This is a genomic window from Nocardia cyriacigeorgica NBRC 100375 (genome assembly GCF_000308555.1).
GTDB classification, from domain to species: domain Bacteria; phylum Actinomycetota; class Actinomycetes; order Mycobacteriales; family Mycobacteriaceae; genus Nocardia; species Nocardia cyriacigeorgica.
This window is the reverse complement of record NZ_BAFY01000328.1, coordinates 18,203-34,257: the sequence shown is the minus strand read 5'-3', so window position 1 is coordinate 34,257 and position 16,055 is coordinate 18,203. Positions and strand designations below refer to the sequence as shown.

Below are 16,055 nucleotides of genomic sequence, written 5' to 3'. Positions count from 1 at the left end.
CGTCATACCAGGGCGCTAGGCTCCAGAGCAGAACAGGCTGGGGATCAGGAGGTGCCGGAATGCAGGATCGACTGTTGCGTCGAATCGTCGAACTGCTCTCGGCACAGCCGTGGCTCACCGCATCCCAGCTCGCGGCAGCGATCGACGGTAAGACCGTGACCCGCAGCGACGTGAACAGCATCCTGCACCGCCACCGCGATGATCTGTTCGACAAAGACGACAGCCACACACCCCCGCGCTGGGCGCTGCGCAAGGGCGCGGCCCTCGGCCCGGTTGCGCAACCCGGCCCCGCTGTCCCGGCCGCACGGCCCGCTTCGATCGCAACGCCCGCATATGCCGGGCCACCGCTTCGTGATTGGCAACGTGCGGCCCTCGACGAATGGATCGCCGCCGGCCATCGCGCGATCATCGAGTCGGTGACCGGATCGGGCAAGACTCTGGTCGGTATCGCCGCGGCAGCACGCGCCGTCGACGCCGGGCACCGCGCAGTCGTCGTCGTATCCGGGACCGAGGAGCAACATCGCTGGTCACGGGCCTTACAGGCGGCCCTGCCCGGGCACCGGGTCGCGATAGCGGGCCTCGGCAAGGCGGCGGCAGCAGATGTCCTGGTAGGGACCGCGGCCTCGGTAGCCGCGGCACGGTTCGGCCAGGCCGGCGATACCCCGACCACCGTTATCGTCGATGACGTTCACAGTTACGGTCCCGGGACGTACGCCAAGGCACTCGCCGAGCACCATCTGTGGCGGCTGGGCCTGACCTCGGCACTCGAGCGCACCGACGATCTTGTCGACTCGGTGCTGATCCCCTACTTCGGCACGATCATCCCTGGCTGCGATTATTCGCGTGCGGTGGCCGACGGGTTCCTACCGAAGATCCGCCTGGTTCAGGTCGAGGTGCAGTTGACCGACAACGAGGCCGGCAGGCTGCACAAACTCGAGGCGGAGATCGAGCATGTCACCGACATGCTGGTCGGCAGTTACGGCGCACCCGACCCGCACGACAATGGTTTCGAGCCCTTCGTCCGGTCCCTGGCCGCCGGTCGCTACGCCGCGGCGCAATATGCCAAGAAGTATTTCAACGCCATGGCCGCGCATACGGCGCTGCTGGCTGAATGTCAGGCCAAGCTGGACCTGGTCCGTGCGATCCCCGGAGTACTACCGGCGAATTGCCAGGCGATCCTGTTCACCGATCGTGCCGCATCAGCCGGCCAGATTGCCCGGATACTCGAGGAGAGCGGGGTCCGTGCTGTCACCAGCGGTGCCGGTGCGGCAAGACCCGGCCGCGACGCTGTCGCCGTCGGTCTGCGCGAGGGCACGGTGCGCGCGCTGGTCGAATCACGGGCGCTGGACGAATCGCTCACCGTGCCCGCTGCACGACTGGGCGTGTTCTTGAGTTCGGCTCGCTCGACCAGGCAGATGGTTCAGCGCATGGGCCGGCTGATCAGACCGGACGCCGACCACCCGATCGTGTTCTTGGTTGCGGTTGTCCGAGGTACGCCGGAGGACCCCGGCCAAGGGTCCGCAGGGGCGCATCTGCGCCAGCTCTGGCACATTGCCGAGCGTGCGGCGAAGACCGATGAGACGCGAGCGATCGATGTCTTGCGCCGTATGCTTTGGCCGGATGAGCCTGCTGCGGCCACGCCGACACCGAGCACGGCGGCTGTGCCCAACTCCTCATCGACGGTTCCACCGGCACCGTCGGCCGCGCCTGTGCCCCTGGAGCCGCTACCGGTGGCAGCACCGGCGATGATCGCGGATTCTGTTGGTGTGCAGCAGGTTTCGCCCCCGCTGTCGGTGCCGACGACAGATTCTGCCTCAACGGCACCGCCCATCGGCGCCGCGTCCGCGCCGGATGCCGGCGATAGCGGCCTGTTCGACGATCTGGTCGGCGTGCTCCGCACTCAGGGAGGCATAGCCACTGCCGACGAGATCGGTGATCTCATCGGTCTCACCGATCCCGACGACATGCTCGCGGCCGTCAGCACCGCCGCCGACCGTGGTCACCTAGACTTCAGCCCAATCGAGGACGGGTCAGGCGAAGTGATTCTGTTGTCCGCCGATGTCGGCGGCACACAAGCGCAGCGTCGAGAAGCCGCCGCAGCGGTGGCTGAGTGGGCCGTACATGCCGACGATCCGATCAACGAATTCCACAACCTGATCGTGCGATTGGGCTCGCTCAGGGTCGCGCCGCACCGGTTGATCCAGATCGCGGCATTCCTACGTGGAACAACACCCGCCGCGCTGCTATGACCGTGCGGAGGCGAGTTCCGCGGATAGGTTTCGCGCCAACGGCCACACGAGCGCCAGTGCCGCGATAGCCCGATCAGTCAGTTGCGGATGACCAATATCCGCCGTGACGTTTTTCATCAGCGCCGCGCGGTCTTTCCAGCCGATGTGTTGTGCACAATGCGCCACCATCTCGGCCAGTTCCCTGGCCGGTATCTCCTCGATCGACCGCGCGCCCAGAGTTCGCCAGCGGGTCGCCGGTTGCTCGGGAAGCCGGTAGGCGAACCGGAGCGGATCATCGAAGCCGAGCGGGTCGTCGTGGCGGAGCTCGCCGGTTTCGACTGCCCGCCGCAACCCGTCGAGAACCGCCTTCTCCTGGGCGGCGACGTCGCCGTCGCGGTTCTCGCGCAGGTAGATCGCGACAATTCGGCCACCGGTGACAGGTCCTTCGACCCTTACCACGCTGGTCAGGTCGGCGATCAACCGGGAGTAGTCGTCCGCAACCGATGTCGTGGAGGCGAGCAATCCGGTGAAAGCCTGGTAATCGGTGATCGACGGTGTCGGTTCTTGCTCGAGTATCACTGTCACCGGACCATCGGCGACGTTCCCGTCCTGCACCGGCACCTCAGGTTCAACGATGACATCGCTGGTGCCGCCTACTGTGTGGATGACGCCCCCCATGGACGGCATCGCAGCATCGCTGACGGATGTGGCGCTTGCTGGTCGCGGCGGTGACTCCGGCAGATGCGAGAAGTCCGTGACTGGCGACGCGACCATTTCCGCTTCGACTGCGGCACGGTTGCTGCCTTCGCCGCCAGTCCCGTCGGCCGGCGATGCGGGACTGTCCTCCGACGATCCAGTATCTGCGCGTATCGGCTCATCGCCAGGCTCGGCGAATCGCCCCGCGGCCGCCGCCACGCTCCGGTCTTGGACGGGTTCCGCCGCCGGCTCCGGCTCCTCGGGCACCGGCGCGATGTTCAGCTCGTCGAGCAGCTGCCACAGCGATGCCAGACAAGTTTCGGGGTCGACGACGAACCTCGATTGACGGATCCGGAAGAAGGGCCATCCGCACCGTTCCAAGTCACGCTGTCGCGCGAGGTCCCGATGGAATTGTTCCGCGCCTTTCCACCAGTCGCCCTCGCATTCGATCGCGAGCTTGACATGATCACCGATAACAACCAGATCGACGTCGTATCCAGCCGCGTCGTAGTGTGCGCTCACTTGGTAACCCCGCTCGACCAGGCAGTTGTACACCTGCTGCTCGAACAGCGACTCGAACGGCGCGACCACCCGGTCCGCCGGCGCGGGCTGCGGCCGGCCCGACGCCACAACCCGATCGGACTGCTGAGTCTCGATGCAGTACTTCAACAGCTGGTACCGCATATCGTCGGGATTGGTCAACTGATCCAGCGTCACCGAGTGGAACAGCCAAAGTTGATCTCGCGCCCTGGACACCGCGACGTTGTACCGCTGCACGATCTGCTCCCGCGTCTGCGCGACGAGGCGGGTATCCGGGCCAGGCGCCTTCACCATCGACAGGAAAATGACATCGCGTTCGGCGCCCTGGAAATCGGCGGCGTCGCCGCAGCGCAGTTGCCGGCGCGCGATCTCCTCGGGTTGCAGTGCCTGCATCAGCCGGTCCCAGATCAGTTTCGCCTGCGCCTGGCCGAGCAGCGATATCACGCCGATGGACTTGCCCGCGTATTGCGGGTCTGCGACGCATTCGACTACTTGCTCGACAATGCGCTCGGCTTCGAGCACATTCACGTTGTTCTTGGTGCTGTCCGCGCCCGCCACGTAGACGGTCCGAATGGGGGGCAATCGGTCGGCGCCGTACAGGCGCACCGGTACCAGCCGGATACCCTGTGGTTCGTATGCGATCTTGTTGCAGAATTCGATGATCTCGGGGACGCATCGGCGATGCTCCACCAGTGGGAGACGGCCGGAAAACCGCATCACCGCCTCGTCGAACAGGCTGCGTTGGGGTATCTCGAACGACGCACGGTACCGATCGTTCGGCAGATATTGGGCCGCCAGGGCACGCAGCTGGTTCTCATCGACACCGACGGCGGCCGGCGATACCTGCCGATCGTCGCCGATGACGACGATCCGCGGCGCAAGATACTGCAGGAAGACAGCTTCCAGCCCGGCCTGCGACGCCTCGTCGACCACGACGACATCGAACATGTCCTGCTCGATATCGAGCTGTTCGACCACCCGGTAGATCGGCATGATCCAGGCCGGTACGGCCGGTCGGCACCGCGCCAGCGTCTGCTGGATAGCGGCCTTCCGCCGGACCGCGTGCTGGCCCTTGCCTTTACCCAGTTTGCGGACCAGCTGCACGTACTGGCGCAGATCTGATCGTGCGGTCAAGGTCAGTCGTCCGACCGCGCGCTCCCAGGACCGCGCGACAGCGAGCTCCGTGGCTTCGTCCCGCAGGGCGGACTCGACGCGGTCCAGGCGATGGAAGAGGTCGTTGATCTCCGTGTCGGCGTGATCAGTGAGCCAGGCAGCGACCCGCGCCCAATTCCAGGCCTGCGGCAGATCGGCGATCCGGCCGGCCCAGCGTTCGTCGCGTGGATCGGCCTCGATAGCATCCCGAAGTCGCGGCAGCGCACCCATCCGAGCATCGAGCTCGAGGCGCGCTCGGTACCGTTGCCGCAGGTCATCGAGTTCGGTCAGCCGGATGTAGGCAGCGCGATATCTGCTCAGATCGGAGTGCTCGATCGCGGAATAGAGCTCGCGAACGGTCGAGGTGCTGCGCGGATCGTGGTACGCCGCCCCCAGCTGCTGCTGTAGGCGGCGTATCGGTTCCTCGCTCGCCCGCTGCTCATCCATGGCGGCGACCGCATCGAAGGCGTCCACCAATGTGCGCACGGTCCGCGGTTCGGACCAGTCCGGCTCGTGCAGCCCGAACTGGTTGAGCTTGCGTCCGGCCTGCATGAGCTCAGCGCCGAATCGCAAGACCTGACCGAGCTGCGCCAGCCGGTCCCGGTGCCACGCCAGCCTCCCGCGTAACGGACCGCCCGTCGGTGGGGTCAGCCGTTCGAACCACACTGCGTCCAGCCGAGCGAGCAATCGAGATGCTTCGGCGTACTGCCAGAACATGTCGAGTTGTTCGGCCGAGGTGGGGATGCGCCCATCGACGCGCACGCGTTCGAACAACGGCGCGGCGTCCTTGACCACCCGCGGCGCTGTGAGCCCCATCTTCGGCGAGCCGTCGGCGTTCGTCTTGATCTCGCCGTGCGACCGGATGCGCGCCAGCAGCGCCTCCGCCAGCGAAACCAGCGGTCCCAGATCCTCCCCGGACACAACGACGTCGGTCATGCCGAGCTTTGCGACGCTTTGTTCCGCCGGGACCAGCAGCTGCCCGAGGTGTTCGGCCCGCGTGTGCCACTCGCCTGCACTGCCGGCGCGGATATCGGTGACGGCGGCGCGATACCAGGGGTCACGAGCCTGGGACAGGTCCGATCCCGTGTGATCCAGCCGGGCCACCAGCGCTCGGAGTTCGCTCCTGGTAGCAGGGGTGAGTTCGACGATTCGCCGCACCAGCTCCGTGCGGCCCACCTGGTCGTATTCCCGGCAGCGCTGCGTCGCGGCTCGATGCCGGGCGAACCATTGCTCGACATCTGCCGGTGGCACGATCTCGCCTACGGTGAGCAACGGCGGGGCGGCGACTTCCGGGTCCCGCAATGCATCGTCGGCCAGGAGCCGGCGCCATTGCTCGATGTCGGCGGGCGCGACCGGCAGCTGTTCGTCCGCACCCGGTGCCGCGAGCTCTGCCAGCCAGTCATACCGCGGCGCATCGTCGCGGTGCCGCAACACGATCTCGGTCAATGTCCCGGTGTAGCCGGCACACTCGTGATGGGCGACCTCACGTTCTCGCGACCGGAGCAAATGCTGCCTGATCTGCGCGCGCTCCTGGCGCAACGTGGCGATCCGCTGACCAGCCGCCTCGATCGTTCTCGCGGTCCGCGCCCGGTCCTGCTCGTGATCGCTCGCTGCGGTAGAGATCTTCTCCACCGCTGTCTCGAGATCGGTGAACGCATCGCGGGAGGTGCCGACCACCGCCACACACAGCGGTTTGATCTCTTCACGAAGCTTGCCGCGCACCTCCTCCAGCGCCCGGTCGGTCTGCGCGGTGACCAGGACCCGTTTACCCTGTGCCAGCAGATGAGTGATCAACGCGGCCGCGGTGTGGGTTTTCCCGGTACCCGGCGGGCCCTGCACGATCGTATGCGCGCTCGTATCGACATGCTCGAGGATGCTCAACTGCTTGGGGTTGAGCTGTATCGGCAGGAACGAGTCGGTGCCGTCCCGGACGATCGCGCCATCGTCGACAGTGGGCGTCCGCTCCGGAATGTAATCGGGATCGACCAGATTCCGGATGCCCTCGGGTACTTCGCGGCGTTGACGAATCTGCGCGCCAATGGTTTGCAGCACCCGTACGAGCCCGCGCCTGCCGCGCTGGCGCAGGATCAATGCGGGTGCGTAGGCAGCCAACGGCTGCGACGCCGGTGCCACGACCGCCATATCGTCCTGGTAGGTCGCCGCCGGATCGATACAGTGGATGACCCGGCGCACCAGGCTGGCAATTCCCGGCCGATCGAACGGGTCGATGCCGTCATCACGAGCGGAATCCTGGGCCGCACGCAGCAGGCCCGGCGCGGCGAGTTGAGTATTCTCCAGGAAATCCAACAGCTCGACAGCCAGACCGGAGGCACCGACCTCGGCGGATACGGTGATCGTGCCCGAATCGGTGTCGAAGTCGACCTTGACCGGCGCGGTGAGGACGTGCCGTCGCACTGCGCTGTGATTCCTCGGCTTCCAGCTGAGGCAACCCAGGCCGAGCACCGCCTCATGGGTCTCCGACGACCCACTCAGGGCCGTGTACATGTCGTAGAGGCTGTGGTAGAGCCTCGATGCCAGCAATTCACGGCGGGTCTGCGCCGCCCACAGCCGCCACGTTCGGATCCAGCTCTCGAACCGTTCCACCACGTCCGGGTGATCGACGATACTGAGCTCGCGCTCCCCGTCCACTCGTATTTCCCGCAGGTACGGCTCGTTCTCCGGATCATCGAGCCTGCCTGGCTGCAACCACCCCCGGATGGCCTGGTCAACCAGCTGAGGCGCTTGTTCCAGGCGGACCTTCTCGACAACCAGGAACGGTGCGCCAGCGGACTCCGGCTGATAACGAATGGCCTGGTGAATCGGGAGTTCCGACAACCAGATCACCGGACCGAGGCCGGCGACATCATGGGTTCGGGCAGTGCCGATATCTTGAACTCGGGTCAGGTACTCGAATAGGTTCGCCGCCCGATTCACCAAGCCCGGATCCCACGCCCCTATCGGCCCGTCACCCACGCCCCGCACCCACGCCTCCTCGCCAGCCGATAAGCACCGTCTCCGAAGCTATCGTGGCCGCGTTCGGTTCCGCTACACAGCAGCCTGCCCAGTAGACTTCCACGCGGCGGTACGAGACAGGACCTGTTCGCGGGCGACCGACATCCCGTGGACGCATTCAAGGGGTGGGAGGACAGGTTGTCCGAGTTCAAGAGCGAGATCCGCCGCAGCCAGATCGACGGTCTGGCGGCCAAGGTGACCAAACGAAGCTACCGCAAGTACCTCGAGCGGATAACGCTGCGGCGGGTGCGAGGATTCGTCGATTGCGAAGTGACCTTCGACTTCCCCGTGACAGCACTGGTCGGTCCCAACGGAGGCGGGAAGACAACCGTGCTCGGTGCGGCTGCCCTGGTCTATCGGAGCGTGCCACCGGGACGGTTCTTCGCCAAGAGCGGCAAATACGACTCGAGCATGCAGAATTGGTCGATCGAGTACGAGTTGATCGATCGCAGTCTCAACACTCGGTCTCCAGTCTCGCGCACCGCCAGCTTCAAACGGCTCAAGTGGAACCGCAATGCTGTCGAACGCGATGTCCGACTGTTCGGTGTGGACCGGACCCTGCCCGCTACCGAACGCCAGAACCTTCGAAAAGCAACAGCCGGATCGTTCCTCGCGGTCAAAGAAGAGCAGTTGCCCGTGGAAGTCACTGCGCATGCCGAGAAGATTCTCGGCAAACCGATCTCCGGGTACCAGCAGCTCTATCTCGATGCCGAGGACCGGGTCAGCATGTTCACCGGGCTGACACACCGCGGTGAGGCGTATTCGGAGTTTCACTTCGGAGCGGGTGAAGCGAGCATCATCCGGATGATCGCGGAGATCGAGGCTGCGCACGACAATGCGATCGTCTTCATCGAGGAGATCGAGAACGGCCTCCACCCCGTCGCGACCCAGCGAATCGTCGAGTACCTGATCGACGTCGCAGCACGAAAGTCGTGCCAAGTCATCTTCACGACGCACTCCAACGACGCGCTGGCACCTCTACCTCCGATCGCGATCTGGTCGGCACTGAGTGGCGAAGTGATCCAAGGCAAACCGGATGTGCGAGCGCTGCGTACCATCACCGGGCAGATCGACGCACAATTGGCGATCTTCGTCGAAGACTCTTTCGCCGAATCGATGGTCGCGACCGCGCTCCGCACCCATGGTGGTGTCGAAATGGACGCCGTCAAGATCCACGCGATGGGTGGTGCTTCACCGGCCGAGAAGATGACCGAGCATCACAATGCGAATCCGACGACCAACTTCCCCGCGATCTGTCTGCTCGACGGCGATCAAGCGGCCCGAGTCACCCCCGCCAAGCGCATTTATACACTTCCCGGCGTGGTGGCGCCGGAAGAGCATGTTTTCCATCGTGTTTTGCAACGTATTGACGAATTGGCGGCCAAACTCACTGTCGCGCTTCATCTCCCCGTTCACCGACAGGAGGAAGTGAAATCGGTGATCCAGCGGCGTGGACTGACCAACCGCGACCGGCACGTGATCTGGCAGCAAATCGGCGAAGATCTCGACTTCACCTCCAGCCACACCGTCTCCACCGCCTTCCTGGCAACCTGGGCGCAGGCCTATCCGGAGGAAGTGACTCAGATCGTCACGGCGCTCGGCGATCTGCTGCCCGTCCGGGGTGCAGGAACATAACCGGCGGTCGCGGACCGAGGGCGATCGCAGACCGCGTATCAGTGCCCGACGGTGGACCGGTTGCCCGATACGCGGACGGCAACCCGGCAGTTGACAATGTGTCGGGTGCGGCAGTAACGGTGGGAGGTGTGGTGACATGGCCGACATAGTCCTTGCCCGCATCACGGGCGCCCGGCAGCTCAGCACTGCCGCGAAATCCAAGATCTACGACTTTCTGGACCACATTCGCACCGCTAACGGCTCGGCTGCTTCCCAGGCCCTCGAGCAGGTCGACAACGCCCGCGACCACCGAGTCCGACTCGGCCGGATCGACAGCCACCACAGCGCCATCGTGTTCCGTATCGACCCGGCCGAAGGCAACACCACCTATATCTTCACCGGCGCGTGGAAGCACGAGGATGCACGAGCGGCCGCCCAGAACTCGATGCTTCGCGTCAACTCCGTGTCCGGTGTGCTCGAGTGTGTGATCGATGACAGCGGCGCCCGCGCGAGCACCGCCGCCCGCCTCGAGTACACCGGCCGCGACGTGGCTCCCGGGGCACAGCCACTCCCCTCGATCCTCGCCGGCTACGGACACACCGCCGGCGATCTCGTCGACAACCTCGGCCTCGATCGGGCGATCGCCGAGCGGGCGATCGCCGCCACCGACCACGCCACCCTCACCGATATCGCACACTCCGCCGGAATCGAAGCGGGCAGCTGGCAGCGGGAGGTTCTGCTGGAGCTGGCTGCAGGCGGATCGATCGACGAAATCCGCCGACGATACCACCTCGGTACCACAGGCGTAAACCACGCACTGGACGAAGAGCGCCGAATCGTGGCCGCGCTCGACCATCCGACCTCGAAGATGCACTTCGCCTACATCGGCGACGACACCCAGGAATTGCGCCGGGTCATCGAAGAGGGCGATTTCACAGCGTGGCGAACCTTTCTGCACCCTGTGCAGCGTCGCTACGCCGAACGGCACTACAACGGCGTTTTCAGACTGTACGGTGGTGCGGGCACGGGTAAGACCGTCGTGCTGATTCACCGCGCATACCGGCTCTGGAAGCGCAACCCGAACGCGCGAATCCTTCTGACAACGTTCAACACAGGGCTTGCGCAAGTGCTCGATCAGAACCTGCGAACACTCGATCCGGATGTCGCGCTTGCCTGCTCTGTCGGCGGTGCCGGAATCTATGTGCGCAGCATCGACAAGCTCGCCCACGATATCGTGAACCACGCTGACGACCTGGATACCTTGGTATCAGATGTGCTCGGGAGGCGTACCTCGGCGGCATTGCGCACCCGCGCTCGCGACCGCACGATCCACGATGCGTGGTCCAGGGCTTCGAAAGCCACCGGGCTCGACAAAGATCCAGATCAGCGAGTCGGGTCCGCCGAGTTCCTCGACAGCGAATACATCAATGTGTTTCTCGCTCGGCGAGTGCGTACAAAGGCCGACTATCTGCGAATACCGCGTCGCGGCCGGAAGGTTCGTTTGACTCGTGCGCAACGGGTCCGGATATGGCAGACCGTCGAGGAATTCCGCGAGATCTGCAGGCGTCGGCGCTTCGCCAGTTATCCAGAAGTCCTAGCGGTCGCAGCGGAGTGCCTGCGACTGCGTGCGGAGACAACTGCGGAAAGGATCGCTGATCACGTTCTGGTGGATGAAGGGCAAGATCTCGACGCCACACATTGGGCATTCCTCCGTGCTATGGCAGACGAGGGCCCGGACGACCTCTTCGTGGCGGAGGATCCACACCAACGGATCTTCACCGAGCCACTGTGCCTGAGCGATCTGGGTATCAACATCGTAGGACGATCGCGCAGGTTGACCTTGAACTACCGGACCACCGAGCAGACCTTGCGTTTCGCGGTGAACCTCCTGGCAGACGGGCCTTATCTCGACCTCGAAGGCGAGCTGGACTCGACCACCGGATACCGGTCGGCGCGCCTCGGACCGCCGCCGGTCATCCTGACGCTGCCTGCCTCCGAGGAGCTCGCGGCCATCGCGGCCCGGCTCCGGGAATGGCTGGCAGCAGGTCATGCACCGAATACGCTGGCGGTACTGACTCGTAGTCGTCAGCGCCGCAAGTTCGTGACACGGTATCTGTGCCGACACGGCATCGATGCTGCCGAATACGAAGAACACTCCATCGGTGCCGGATATGTCCCGGTGCTCACCATGCACCGCGCGAAGGGAATGGAGTTCTCGCGAGTCATCCTCACCGGAGTTGGGCCACAGTTCACCGCAACCATCGGGAAAGCCACCATCGAGCAGAGCGAGAACCCGAATGCGCTGTTGCGCGAAAGGTCGCTCCTCTACGTCTCCGCGAGCCGCGCCCGCGACGAGCTGGTGGTGATCCAGCGGACCGACACACCGTGAGCTGTGTTGTCTCCGGCTGCCGGAAATCAACCTCCAGCCGATCCCATCAGCACCAGGATCGGTGCGCCCTCCTGCAGGTATCCGGTGGCGTTCCCGCGCCACTCCGGTCCACTCCGCAGCGCCCGGTCGAGCTCGAGGCCGGACAGGTAGCGGCCCGGTGGGACTGCCTGCTGAATCTGCGATGTGAGCCTGGGGCTCGTCGGGGCCGGCGGCGGATCGTAGGTGTACCGAAGCCGGTCCGCATCGGCCGGGGTCAGCCTGATGACCGCTTCGATCCAATAGATCGTGGGGCCGGGTGCGCGCTCCGGCGCGTTACTCCACGTGACCCACTGTGCCGACTCGGGATTGCCGATGGCGGGGAAGTACTTCACCAACGGAGCAGTGTCGGTCCGAGTGTCGCCGTATCGGTTTGTCGCGGTTCCCTCCGACTGTGGATCCGTTCCCGGCATTGTGCAGGCGATCGGTGCGAACAGGACGCATGCCGCAACGGCACCGCGGACCAAGATTGTCGTCGCCCTCACTTGTGACCGCGCCGCTCTTCTTCGAATGCGATCCCGAGCCTGGCCGGCCCCCGACCAGGAGTCAGGCCGGCCCGAGTTCGCCGCGCCGGACAGCGGCGGTGAAACCACCCCAGGCCACCGGGGTGAAGACGAGGGCGGGGCCGGTGGGGTTCTTCGAGTCACGCACCCCGACACCCGCGTCCACATGAGCGACCTCGACGCACTCCTGGCTCCCCGAGCTGTGGCTGCTCTTGAACCAACGCGCTCCCGATAGATCAACGCTCACCGAACCCACTCCTCTGCTATTGCCTGGATGCACCGACGGCTCTCGGCCTCATCCAACGCGACACGCTGAATGTCAGCATACGCATCGCGGTACTGCTCGAACTCTGCACGCTTGTCCAGGTATAGCGCGCCGGTAAAGCCCTGGACGTAGATGACCGGTGGGTCGGTGAGGTTCGCCGTCGGGTGGTTCGGGAACTCCAGGATGACGAAGTGGCCGGTGACGACGCCCTTGTGCCGCCGGCCGTCAAGCGGCACGACGCGGATCGATACGTGGGGCAATTGGTCGGTCGCCAGCAGATGGTTCAGCTGGTCCGCCATGATCTGCGGCGACCCGATCCGGCGGCGAAGCACCGATTCGTCCAGCAACACGTTCAGCTCCAGTGGGTTCTCTCGGCTGTGCAGCCGCTCGAGCCGCCTCTTGTGCAGCTCCAGTCGAAGATCCACCTCCTCGGTTGTCATGCCGGGGAACTCTGCCCAGATCACCTCACGTCGGTAGTCCATGGTCTGCAGCAGGCCCGGCAGCAGCATCGTGTGGTACGAGCTGAAGCTCTTGGCGGCGTCTTCGAGGCCGACATACAGGTCGAAGTGTTTCGGGATCGCCTCCCCGAAGGCGTGCCACCAGCCCTTCGCGTGCGTCTCCTCAGTCAGGCCCAGCAGTACCTCGGTATCCCTGGCGTCCACCCGGTACATCTGCGCCAGATGGCTGATGAACAGCGGATTGATCTTCGTCGGCTGCCCGGTCTCCATCCTCCAGAACGTCTGCTTCGAGACGCCGATCGCTTGCCGGGCGGCCTCCACGGAGATCCCGGCGGCTATCCGCTTCTCACGGAGTAGTCCCGCGAGAATGCGACGGGGAAGCGTGGAGTTGGTCGTGGTCGAACTCGCGGTCATCGTGGTGCTCCGTAAGGGGTTGCGCGGACGATTCGGGTTCGTACTGGAACCAATTGTGACGGTGCTCGGGAACTTTCGCCGCCGGATCGCGAAAAATCCCTCAGGAATGTTCCCGACGGCTCTCGATGGTGGTCAACTGGATCTGCGCCCGGCAGGGAGACGCCCCGAAACCGTTCCGTAACTCCCGCTCTGGTGTGTCCGTCATCGCACCGGGCCGGGCGCTCCCATCAACCCCTCGAACTCCGAAGGTCCTTGCCATGGAGCATGTTCCATTCGGCGACACGCCACGCACTCGCTGCCAGTACTACCGCGACGTCTGCGGCCTGCCGGCATGGATTCACCCACCCGAACTCGGCCGCATTGTTCTACGAGCAGAGCAGGTTTGGGCGCTGATGATGCCAGCGGCCCTCGGGCTCGCCGTCAAATCCGACCTGGACCGCTGCCGCAACCACGACGCCGGCATCGGCGGCGGGCCGATCATCTCTCATGTCCGGTCGGGCCGTTGGAGTTTCCTCGTCGAGCCCGACATTCCCGACGAGACTGCCCTGTTCGCCGAGATGTTCCGCCTCAACGTATCCATCGTCCGAACCGGTGCCACCATCGCGCTCCCCTCCCCCAGCGACCGCGGCGAGCTCTTCCGCCGCTGGATCCACCTCCCGCCCTGCACCATCCGCCCATCCGGGCTGGCAGTCATCGACTCGATCCGCGCCTGTACCGCCCGCACCGGCTGGCGCAGCATCCCGACCTACGTGCCCGTCCGATGACGTCACCGGGCACGTTCGGGCTCTCCATCACCGAACACCGCCGCGTGCCGACGATGACCATCGAACTCGCCCACGCGGTCATGCAGCAGCACATCGAATGCCCGATCGCGGTCTGCCCGATCAAGCAACAAGCCAAAGCCCGCCTGGTAGCCGCGCACCGCATGGTGCCGGCCGACCGCCCGCATATGGGTTTCTAACCAGTACCCGGAGGTACACATGCTCGACGAACTGCCGCGACGTGAGCCCGGCCGAACCCGGATACCCGCACCGAGAGTCCGTCTGGGTTGCCAACCACCACCGAACCTCACCGAATTGACGCGCATTGCCGAGGCCTTGCGGAAGTGGCAGACCACAAACGGGAGGCCGCAGTGACCGACGATCACCGGGTCGCCCCGGACACCGCCCGCCTGTGCTTCCTGATGGCACGTGCCCGCCGCGCCGGGTACCAGCTGATTGCCGAGCCGAAACAACCCAACCGCTGGACTCTCGTGGACCTCGACGACGCTGAGCGGCTGTTCGAATCGGCTTCTCTCGGCGAGGTCGAGCGCTACCTGAGCGAATAGGCGTCCGATGCGTAGACGACATTGACGATCAGAACGCCTGAGGGCAAACGCTGAGCATCGGCGTCAGCGATCCTCGGGACTGGTCCTGCTCACTGAACAGCTTCTACCGCCCGGACATCCCGCGCAATCAGGTAGTCCGCGGGATCAAGTCCGAGCGCTTCTCGTCTCGGCGATGCCCAGTACCGCTTATTGGCTTCCTCGAACGTGTCATCACCCTCATAGGTGATCAGCCAGATGAACTGGCTACGTTCGTGATCGACCCAGGCACCACCGATCTCGAAGCCGAGTTCCAGGCGCAACGGAACCACCAGGTCTCGCCACTTGACCGCCCAATCGTCCAGGAGACCTTCGCGGATCGTGTATGTGCGCAACTGGGTTGTTCGTGGCATATCCGCTTCCTTCATCAGTGGCGTCGGGGCAGCTCGATGGCGTGGAAAACTTTTCAATAAGGAGAGTGAGTCTGTGTGCACCGCAGAGCAAATGCTCGTCCGCCAGCAGGAGGCCATCGCGTGGTTCGCCGATCGCAGACCGTTCCTGTGTGAGGACGCGATCGCCGAGGATACAAGCCGGTTCGCCACCGTTCGGGCTGATTCGCGAGATTTTCCGAAGGGCGCGCACCGGGTACGACGCAGGGCTCGCTAGGTGGCTTCCAGAACGAAAAACAGGAAGCTCAGGAACCTACCGGATGAGGACTTCGGCACAGTGTCGGGGAAGACGTCCCGAGCCTCCGGCGCCGGTGGTGGTTCGCTGACCACTGTTGTGCGGAAGCCGGCTGCGGTGAATGCGTCCGTCATCGCGTGCAGTGGCCGATGCCAGTAGGTGAGCACGGCTTTCTGACCGTCGAAGGTGTACTCCTCGGAGTGCTTGACGGTGGCGAAGTAGTCGGCGTCGGGATAGCCCAGCTTGAAGACGAAGGGATGGTTGACGGCCACGATCAGTCGACCGCCGGGCTTGAGTACGCGCCGCAATTCGGCCAGCGGCGCGGCCCAATCCTCCAGGTAGTGCAGCACCAGTGACGCGATGACGTCGTCGAAGGCGCCGTCGGGAAACGGAAGCGGGCCGGTGATATCGGCGACGTGTAGTGCGGCGTCCGCACCGAGGCGCCGCCGGGCCAACTCCACCATTTTGGCGCTGGAGTCGAAGCCGGTCACGATGGCGCCTCGGTCACGCAGCGCTGCGAATATCGGGCCGGAGCCGCAACCTGCGTCGAGGATCTGTCTACCGGCCACATCTCCGGCGAGCGTGATGATCGCAGGTCTCGCGTAATAGCCGTTGATGAGGTTGTTTTCGGTTTCGGCTGTGTAGCCCTCGGCGAAGCTGTCGTAGTCATTTTCCACGGGCACTTCGGGGGCCTTGACCGAACTCTCGGAAGCTGCGGGCATGCGCTCCATCCTGCCGACTAGCCGAAAAGCGTGCCATCT

At 64.8% G+C, this 16,055-nt stretch carries 14 protein-coding genes and 2 pseudogenes; 7 read left to right on the top strand and 9 right to left on the bottom strand.

Annotation, left to right across the window (positions count from 1 at the left end; all coding sequences use genetic code 11):
* Positions 1-44 precede the first annotated feature (44 nt).
* Positions 45-482, bottom strand: a complete 438-nt coding sequence (locus RJ05_RS32695; protein WP_249040520.1) for a hypothetical protein — start codon at positions 480-482, stop codon at positions 45-47.
* On the opposite strand from RJ05_RS32695, the pseudogene RJ05_RS33075 reads away from it, so the two are divergent.
* Both RJ05_RS33075 and RJ05_RS28995 read left to right on the top strand, forming a co-directional pair.
* Positions 384-707, top strand: a pseudogene (locus tag RJ05_RS33075) (DEAD/DEAH box helicase family protein); the annotation flags it as partial. The gene RJ05_RS32695 and the pseudogene RJ05_RS33075 overlap by 99 nt on opposite strands.
* An 87-nt stretch (positions 708-794) precedes the next feature.
* The gene (locus RJ05_RS28995; RefSeq protein WP_249040519.1) at positions 795-2,249 is read left to right on the top strand and encodes a DEAD/DEAH box helicase; all 1,455 of its coding nucleotides are present in this window, start codon (positions 795-797) and stop codon (positions 2,247-2,249) included.
* On the opposite strand, the gene RJ05_RS32690 is transcribed toward RJ05_RS28995, so the two are convergent.
* Together RJ05_RS32690 and RJ05_RS33070 are read right to left on the bottom strand one after the other, a co-directional pair.
* Positions 2,244-5,090 (bottom strand): PDDEXK-like endonuclease domain-containing protein, encoded by a 2,847-nt coding sequence (locus RJ05_RS32690; protein ID WP_255220981.1) that lies wholly within the window; start codon positions 5,088-5,090, stop codon positions 2,244-2,246. The two genes, RJ05_RS28995 and RJ05_RS32690, sit on opposite strands and share 6 nt — an antisense overlap.
* A 1,068-nt stretch (positions 5,091-6,158) precedes the next feature.
* Positions 6,159-6,758: pseudogene (locus tag RJ05_RS33070) on the bottom strand (AAA domain-containing protein); the annotation flags it as partial.
* 978 nt (positions 6,759-7,736) lie between these two features.
* On the opposite strand from RJ05_RS33070, the gene RJ05_RS28985 reads away from it, so the two are divergent.
* The gene (locus RJ05_RS28985; protein ID WP_249040516.1) at positions 7,737-9,263 is read left to right on the top strand and encodes an ATP-dependent nuclease; all 1,527 of its coding nucleotides are present in this window, start codon (positions 7,737-7,739) and stop codon (positions 9,261-9,263) included.
* Here RJ05_RS28985 and RJ05_RS31585 read toward each other — a convergent pair.
* Positions 9,217-10,098 carry a hypothetical protein gene (locus RJ05_RS31585; RefSeq protein ID WP_162140663.1) on the bottom strand — a complete coding sequence of 294 codons (882 nt, stop codon included), beginning with the start codon at positions 10,096-10,098 and terminating at the stop codon, positions 9,217-9,219. The two genes, RJ05_RS28985 and RJ05_RS31585, sit on opposite strands and share 47 nt — an antisense overlap.
* On the opposite strand from RJ05_RS31585, the gene RJ05_RS28980 reads away from it, so the two are divergent.
* Positions 10,081-11,631, top strand: coding sequence for a UvrD-helicase domain-containing protein (locus tag RJ05_RS28980; RefSeq protein WP_081597616.1), 1,551 nt, complete (start codon positions 10,081-10,083; stop codon positions 11,629-11,631). The two genes, RJ05_RS31585 and RJ05_RS28980, sit on opposite strands and share 18 nt — an antisense overlap.
* A 26-nt stretch (positions 11,632-11,657) precedes the next feature.
* On the opposite strand, the gene RJ05_RS28975 is transcribed toward RJ05_RS28980, so the two are convergent.
* The 3 genes from RJ05_RS28975 to RJ05_RS28965 all read right to left on the bottom strand — a co-directional run bounded on the left by RJ05_RS28975 (position 11,658) and on the right by RJ05_RS28965 (position 13,307).
* Positions 11,658-12,005, bottom strand: coding sequence for a hypothetical protein (locus RJ05_RS28975; protein WP_051017115.1), 348 nt, complete (start codon positions 12,003-12,005; stop codon positions 11,658-11,660).
* 208 nt (positions 12,006-12,213) lie between these two features.
* The gene (locus RJ05_RS28970) at positions 12,214-12,417 is read right to left on the bottom strand and encodes a DUF397 domain-containing protein (RefSeq protein ID WP_036543523.1); all 204 of its coding nucleotides are present in this window, start codon (positions 12,415-12,417) and stop codon (positions 12,214-12,216) included.
* Positions 12,414-13,307: a helix-turn-helix domain-containing protein gene (locus RJ05_RS28965; protein ID WP_036543434.1), complete on the bottom strand. Its 894-nt coding sequence runs from the start codon at positions 13,305-13,307 to the stop codon at positions 12,414-12,416. Before RJ05_RS28965 ends, RJ05_RS28970 begins: the two co-directional genes overlap by 4 nt.
* A 125-nt stretch (positions 13,308-13,432) precedes the next feature.
* Here RJ05_RS28965 and RJ05_RS28960 point away from each other — a divergent pair, with 125 nt between their 5' ends.
* The 3 genes from RJ05_RS28960 (at position 13,433) to RJ05_RS28950 (ending at position 14,634) form a co-directional block, all read left to right on the top strand.
* Positions 13,433-14,071 carry a DNA-directed RNA polymerase subunit beta gene (locus RJ05_RS28960; RefSeq protein WP_249040515.1) on the top strand — a complete coding sequence of 213 codons (639 nt, stop codon included), beginning with the start codon at positions 13,433-13,435 and terminating at the stop codon, positions 14,069-14,071.
* On the top strand, positions 14,068-14,268 hold the full coding sequence (locus RJ05_RS28955; RefSeq protein WP_036543428.1) for a hypothetical protein: 201 nt from the start codon (positions 14,068-14,070) through the stop codon (positions 14,266-14,268). The genes RJ05_RS28960 and RJ05_RS28955 overlap by 4 nt, the downstream gene beginning before the upstream one ends.
* Before the next feature lie 171 nt (positions 14,269-14,439).
* Positions 14,440-14,634, top strand: coding sequence for a hypothetical protein (locus RJ05_RS28950; protein WP_036543520.1), 195 nt, complete (start codon positions 14,440-14,442; stop codon positions 14,632-14,634).
* Positions 14,635-14,723: 89 nt separating this feature from the next.
* Here the strand turns inward: RJ05_RS28950 and RJ05_RS28945 are convergent, their stop codons facing one another.
* Together RJ05_RS28945 and RJ05_RS28940 are read right to left on the bottom strand one after the other, a co-directional pair.
* Positions 14,724-15,023, bottom strand: a complete 300-nt coding sequence (locus RJ05_RS28945) for an NIPSNAP family protein (RefSeq protein WP_036543517.1) — start codon at positions 15,021-15,023, stop codon at positions 14,724-14,726.
* A 249-nt stretch (positions 15,024-15,272) separates the two neighbouring features.
* Entirely contained in the window at positions 15,273-16,016 is a 744-nt protein-coding gene (locus RJ05_RS28940; protein WP_036543514.1) for a class I SAM-dependent methyltransferase, read from the bottom strand.
* Positions 16,017-16,055: the final 39 nt, after the last annotated feature.

Excerpts from the sequence above, each read along its gene's own strand:
- RJ05_RS28955 (WP_036543428.1), top strand. The coding sequence starts at position 14,068 with ATGACGTCACCGGGCACGTTCGGGCTCTCCATCACCGAACACCGCCGC.
- RJ05_RS28945 (WP_036543517.1), bottom strand. The coding sequence starts at position 15,023 with ATGCCACGAACAACCCAGTTGCGCACATACACGATCCGCGAAGGTCTC.
- RJ05_RS28940 (WP_036543514.1), bottom strand. The coding sequence starts at position 16,016 with ATGCCCGCAGCTTCCGAGAGTTCGGTCAAGGCCCCCGAAGTGCCCGTG.
- RJ05_RS28965 (WP_036543434.1), bottom strand. The coding sequence starts at position 13,307 with ATGACCGCGAGTTCGACCACGACCAACTCCACGCTTCCCCGTCGCATT.
- RJ05_RS31585 (WP_162140663.1), bottom strand. The coding sequence starts at position 10,098 with ATGGTCGAGCGCGGCCACGATTCGGCGCTCTTCGTCCAGTGCGTGGTT.
- RJ05_RS28960 (WP_249040515.1), top strand. The coding sequence starts at position 13,433 with ATGGTGGTCAACTGGATCTGCGCCCGGCAGGGAGACGCCCCGAAACCG.